Source organism: Candidatus Borrarchaeum sp., assembly GCF_019058535.1.
GTDB classification, from domain to species: domain Archaea; phylum Asgardarchaeota; class Sifarchaeia; order Borrarchaeales; family Borrarchaeaceae; genus Borrarchaeum; species Borrarchaeum weybense.
Genome location: NZ_JAHPYX010000248.1, coordinates 1 through 5,791, shown reverse-complemented (window position 1 = coordinate 5,791; position 5,791 = coordinate 1). Strand labels below are relative to the sequence as shown.

At 36.2% G+C, this 5,791-nt stretch carries 9 protein-coding genes; all 9 read left to right on the top strand.

Annotation, left to right across the window (positions count from 1 at the left end):
- The first annotated feature begins 16 nt into the window (after positions 1–16).
- The gene (locus tag QVB70_RS18595; RefSeq protein WP_369335139.1) at positions 17–97 is read left to right on the top strand and encodes a zinc-ribbon domain-containing protein; all 81 of its coding nucleotides are present in this window, start codon (positions 17–19) and stop codon (positions 95–97) included.
- 163 nt (positions 98–260) lie between these two features.
- The gene (locus tag QVB70_RS15255; protein WP_287588018.1) at positions 261–1,832 is read left to right on the top strand and encodes a hypothetical protein; all 1,572 of its coding nucleotides are present in this window, start codon (positions 261–263) and stop codon (positions 1,830–1,832) included.
- Between the two features lie 175 nt (positions 1,833–2,007).
- Positions 2,008–2,565, top strand: a complete 558-nt coding sequence (locus QVB70_RS15250) for a hypothetical protein (RefSeq protein WP_287588017.1) — start codon at positions 2,008–2,010, stop codon at positions 2,563–2,565.
- A gap of 97 nt (positions 2,566–2,662) precedes the next feature.
- On the top strand, positions 2,663–3,166 hold the full coding sequence (locus QVB70_RS15245; protein ID WP_287588016.1) for a hypothetical protein: 504 nt from the start codon (positions 2,663–2,665) through the stop codon (positions 3,164–3,166).
- 46 nt (positions 3,167–3,212) lie between these two features.
- Positions 3,213–3,398, top strand: a complete 186-nt coding sequence (locus tag QVB70_RS15240; protein WP_287588015.1) for a hypothetical protein — start codon at positions 3,213–3,215, stop codon at positions 3,396–3,398.
- Positions 3,399–3,503: 105 nt separating this feature from the next.
- Complete coding sequence (locus QVB70_RS15235; protein WP_287588014.1) at positions 3,504–4,751, top strand: tyrosine-type recombinase/integrase; 1,248 nt, start codon at positions 3,504–3,506, stop codon at positions 4,749–4,751.
- Between the two features lie 64 nt (positions 4,752–4,815).
- The gene (locus tag QVB70_RS15230) at positions 4,816–5,025 is read left to right on the top strand and encodes a hypothetical protein (protein WP_287588013.1); all 210 of its coding nucleotides are present in this window, start codon (positions 4,816–4,818) and stop codon (positions 5,023–5,025) included.
- 99 nt (positions 5,026–5,124) lie between these two features.
- Positions 5,125–5,337: an AbrB/MazE/SpoVT family DNA-binding domain-containing protein gene (locus tag QVB70_RS15225; RefSeq protein ID WP_287588012.1), complete on the top strand. Its 213-nt coding sequence runs from the start codon at positions 5,125–5,127 to the stop codon at positions 5,335–5,337.
- Positions 5,334–5,702, top strand: coding sequence for a hypothetical protein (locus QVB70_RS15220; RefSeq protein WP_287588011.1), 369 nt, complete (start codon positions 5,334–5,336; stop codon positions 5,700–5,702). The genes QVB70_RS15225 and QVB70_RS15220 overlap by 4 nt, the downstream gene beginning before the upstream one ends.
- Positions 5,703–5,791: the final 89 nt, after the last annotated feature.

Below are 5,791 nucleotides of genomic sequence, written 5' to 3'. Positions count from 1 at the left end.
GACACCTCCACCAGGAATGAAGTTTTGTAAAAATTGTGGAAAACCTATTCCTCCAAATTCAGCGTTCTGCCCCAACTGTGGTTATAGAATTAATTGAAATATCATGGACTAAAATTTACTTCTTTTCTTGATTTTCTTCAGTGCTAAAAAAGAATTAGGGATACTTTTTTTAGAAAGTTGAATTAAATATAATCTTTATTATATTGCAGTTTAATTCATTGAATAAAACTAAGGCAATGAGTTGTTTGAGGGGATAATTGATGAACATCAGTTTCATTCCTAATTTTTTGCTAAAACCACTTCTCAAAATCACACCACTGGGACTTTTTTACCGTATGAGAAAAAATATAACACGAAGTGAAAAGAACACAAAAAAAATCATCACTTTAGGTATGACTGATTTTCTAGTAAAACGAGGAGAAAAAAGAGCGCTTTTTATTCTTAAAGAGACCGCTAAACGAGTCCCAGCTTATGAAAATTTCTTAAAAGAAAAAAGTTATTCGCAAAATGACATTAAAAATGCTAAGTCAATAAAAGAAGCACCAATTTCCGACAAGGCAAGTTATATTCGCCCTAATGAAGAACACCCTGCAGATCTTTGTATGGGTGGTGACATGAGTCCCGCAAAAATGATTGAAACCAGTTCTGGTTATTCTGGGAAACATACCTATTGGCTAAGAGATTTAAAAGAAGTGTTGAGAGAAGAACGTCAGATTCCGGTTTTATTGTCTATATTTTACGATGTAAGCGATGACGAAGCATTTTCGATAAATGGCTTTGCTTTAAGTAGTTGGGTTACTGGAATTCAAGCTGGCAATGCATCAAGAAGAAAAACAGCAACTATCAATATTGGTCTAAACCCTCCTGAGATTGCTCAGACTATTGCAGATTTTTATAAAAGATATTCGATTCAATCGCCAGGCGGCTTCAAAAAAGCATTAATAATGAGTTATCCTCCCACAATAAAAACCATATTAGATATCCTTGATGATATGAATTTCAACGAATGGGATAATATGGAAGAAACAATCTTTGTCTCCGGAGGAGACGGATTCCCTGAATCTTATAGAGAATACATCAAAAATAAAACAGGAGGAACGCTGTTTTCCGCATACGGCTCTGCGGATACAGGCATTCAATTGGGTATTGAAGCTCCTGATTTGATACAGCTCAGAGGCTATCTTGATAAAAAGCCTGAGTTATGTAGACAATTCTTTGGCAAGGATCATCCACCAATGCTATTCTATTACGATCCTACACATGTGTATATTGAAGCAGTACCAGCTGAAACTGGAATAAACGAGCTGATTTTAACTCCATTGTACGAGAGGCGGCAACCCCTTATTAGATATAATATACATGATGAAGGCGGTGTTTTTTACAACCCGAAAAGTGAATTAACTGATTTGCTCAATCTTATACAGGTAGAGCTTGAATATAGCCTACCAATCGTTTATGTTTATGGTAGAAGCGACGGTTCAATTGCTGTTTTTAGTGCCTATGTCTATCCTCAACAAATACAAGCAGCTATTTTTAGGAACCTTGCTGAAGAGTTTTGTCAACACTTCCATATCTCAAGTGAATACTCTGAAAACCAGAAACCACAACTTGTTGTTGATGTTTGCGTTTCATCCAAGCCAAGTTCTGAGCAGATCGACAGTTTACATTCAGATATTTTAAATTCTAATGAAGATTTGGGTATTATTTTATCTGAAGGATTAGCAGATCCACCAAAAATAAACTTCTATTCAAAAGATGATTGGCCATGGGAAACTGCAAGAGGTCCTGGACAAAAAGAAAGGTATTTAGGAGCGCAGAAAAAACAAAAATGAGAGAAGACTAGGTCATACTATCTATTTTCAAATCCTTTGAGGTATATTAGGAAATCCTCCATATGTGTTAGTTCTTTATATTAAAGAGACTTCGCAATTAATGGTTTATATAGTTGAAAATGCATGTTTAATTTAGAAATAACTGCTGGAGGTGAAAGAACTGAGGAGAATTGCTATGAGTTTAGTGATGATAACTCTGCTTCTTACAATAGTTACCCCAGTATTCGCTGTAGAAAGTCTAACAGATGAGGATTACTTTGTAAATGTTAATGCAGATGGCTCAGGATTTCGTATCGAATTCGGTAAGGGCAATAATAAGAATGAACTAGTCATTTGGAGTTTTTACGAATTTGACGATGAAAACGAAGATCATAAGTTTCAAGATAATGAATTAATCGAGGCTACATACAGATTTGGTGCAGATACTTTAGAAAGAAAACAAAGACATGAACCCCAAACGAATATCGATGAGGAATGGCTCCATTATAGATTTAAATTTGAAGATGGAACAAGAATAGCATTTACAATCTATTTAAGAAGACCAAATCTTGTCATCGACATCCAAGTAGTGGAATACGATAAGAAACAACCATGGAATGATATAACAATCATTTATGAAATAAATGACAGAGGCAAATCAGCAGTGTTTGAGTATCAGACAACAGAACAAACAATCACAACAAAGCTCAACCGGAACTTCCTTGATGATTTTATAGATTCGCTACCGTTCTAATATTCTTTTTTTTCATTTTCTTTTGTATTTATATTGAATAGAAAAGCGCCGAGGAGGGGCGCTAAACAAGTACCCAATCTAACGGAGAGGGGAGATTATGGCTAAGAAATTACAGACACCTTGTGCTGCACCTAAGCGAGGGTTACCATGGGAGCTAAAATACAAATACGCTATGGGAGGATATATAGGCGTTTTTAAAGCATTCTTATATGCGATTCGAGAGGAGTATGGTGCTGCTGCTGCACTCAAAATTTATGAAAGGGTCGCTACAATGGATGATCGAGTAAAGAATTTTACAACTACTCTTAAAAACGTCTTTAAACTAGAAGGAAACGATGCTGAAACAATAGGTGAGTGGTTTGACATCTGGAATGAACTGATGGAGAGTGAAGCTACTATACTTGAGTGGTCTAAGACAATCGTTCGAAGAAAACATACTAATTGTCCATGGAAAACAGGACCTGAAGATATCAGCGAATGGGCTTTAATCTTAGAAAACATTATTGTTAAGACCATAAATCCAAAGGCTACTGTTGAACGACCTAAGGGAATGTGTGCCGGGGATCCTTATTGTGAATACGTCTATAAAATAGAAGAGTGAATCTGCACCGAATAGTGGAACAATAACTAATTGATTAAATCTGAGAGTGGAGGGGAAAGAAATTAAGGAATTCTTAATTAATAATCTATTATCAGAGTATAAAGATAGTTTAGAGATTCAAATTGGCGTTATCGAAAAAAAATTGAGAGATAAGTTAGAGAAGAAAACCCCGGTAGATTTAGCGAGTTTAAGAATAATTGTTGAAGTCAATGCAAGAATAGTGCCAAAATGAAAAAATGTTTCAACTGCGTGAAATTCTGGTTTTTAGTTGAATTAACAACAATAAAGTGTTTAACTTTATATAGTGTTTGGGTGTATATAGTAGTGGGTGTTAACAATGGAATTGTTAAACGATGAAGTCGTTGAAAGGTGGCTTGTAAGGCTCAAACCTAGCTCAGTAAAGGTGTACCGCTTTCATCTCAAGAAATTTCTTCAGTTCTTTGGCATAACAGCACAAGATTTCCTTGAAGAGGCTCGTAAAACACTAACTATGGATCTAAAGCAAAAGGCAATACAGGAGGAGAAGTTACGCTCGAAAATCAATATCTATTATAATGACCTTAAGAAGAACGGGAAAGCTTATAATACAGCTAGAATGGCTGAACGGGTGATAAAAGCGTTTTTAAAATATAACGGAATATCATTAGCATCAGAAAGGAGAAGAGGATCAAAGAGATACCACAGAGAGCCGTTGAGGAAGGATCAAATTAAAAAAATTGTCGAAATGGCTCCAAGTTTAAGGGATAAACTTTTGGTCATTTTGTCTTTCCAGACGGGGATGGGGATAAGAGAATTGCTTAATCTTAACATCGGCGACATAGAAATAAGGGATGAAATTGGCGTTGTTTGGTACGTACGAGATAGAAGTGAGTTTAATGCTGTGGCAATTTTTGGTAAGGATACAATAGATCTTTTGAATAAATATCTTGACTGGCGGAGAATACAAGCAGAGAAGTTCAATAAAAAACTACCACGTTTAAATGCAAAGAGGAAAGCTAAAGGGAAGAAACCTCTAAAAGAAATAAAAATCACGGATAAATCTCCATTATTTACAGGTATTCGATACTTTGAAGCACAGAGGCGCTTAGTTGATAGAACCGCACAAAATATGCTTAGGGAGACCGTTGTTAAAGCTGAACTTATCACATTTAAAGAATTTGATGAGAAATACAACAACAGGTTCAATCCGTACGGATTCCACTCGCTTAGAGGTGCCTTTTCATCAGTTGCGGAGCAACATGGGATGCCTATTAGCCAGATCAAGATGTCTATGGGGCAGACAATTGAATACAATGGAGCTTACAAAAGTTTCATTACTGAAGAGAGGATCGCCACATACAAGAAGGTTGAACCATATCTGAGCATTTATAGTGATGTAGAAGAGTTAGAACAAAAAACACTGAAACACGGCGCAACTATTGAGGAACTGAAGGAAGCAGTTAAAGAAAAGGACGAGGAAATTGAGGAGTTAAAGAAACTGGTCATAGAACTAGGTGGTCGAGTTGACTACATCACGACTTTGATGAAAGAGCGCATTCCAGACCTAGATGAAGTTTTGAGCCCTGATGGCGAATTCATAGGCTGAATTTTTTTTCTGAGACAGATTTTCGAGTTAGAAAAACGAACTAAGCTAGATGGAGGTGATTTGAATGAAGAAAATAAAGCAGGTTAACTTTAGAAATATAGTCGATTGTATCTATAACACAATAGACGCCGTTGGAGGAGAGTACAAAGTAATAGACTTTGAGAGGTTCTTAGAAGTCAAATTTCCTGAAGTAAAAGCAGAAGATGTAATGGTTTTTCTCAAGGCAGAGAACTTGGTTGAAGTTAGACGCGGAAAGATCAGGTTAATCGCCTGATTAATTTTTCTATTTCAATAGAAATTTCAATATCACAAGGGTTTTTAGTAGAGAGACGTTAATAGTTGTTACTAACAATTAATAACGGAGGAATGATATTTGTCTACCAAAACAAAAAAAATTCAAAAGTTGGGAAACTCAGCCGCTGCAATCATTGATAAAGAGTGGCTTGATAAACATGGGTTAAAAATCGGAGATTTAATCCTTATGAAACAAGATGAAAAAATTATCATTGATCCAAACGTTCAAACTGAAGAGGAGATCCATGAGGAGATTAAAGAATATGAGAAAAAATTGGAGGTTGAAGAATGAATAAAAATGAAGCACCAGAGCCGGGGGACTCTGGTACAACTGGGACGGTACAGAAAACCACACAAGGAGGTCCAAGGAGGATTCAAATGGATATATGTTTGAAAGACAATAAATACTTTTTGGTACTGTGTGAGCCTGACGGCAGTTTCTCCGTTGTTTTGAGCCGTGACATTGATTCTTTTGAGGTTTTTACTAAATTTCCGTGTTCTGTAACAATCCCTAGAGGGGGTCCTGCTACTGTCCATGTAAAAAGTAGAGAAACACTTGAGGATGTACTGCAATACATCGAATTTGTTAAACGGTGGGGAGAGAATCCGTCGTGGTCGGAAGTAGCATTTGATTTGTTGGAGGAATATTATAAATGAAAGAAATAGACCACTATCTTGACTTGTACGAAGAATTAGGGCTTAATATCATACCTCTCAAGTTCAAAGACAAGGTGCCACGTCTTGAG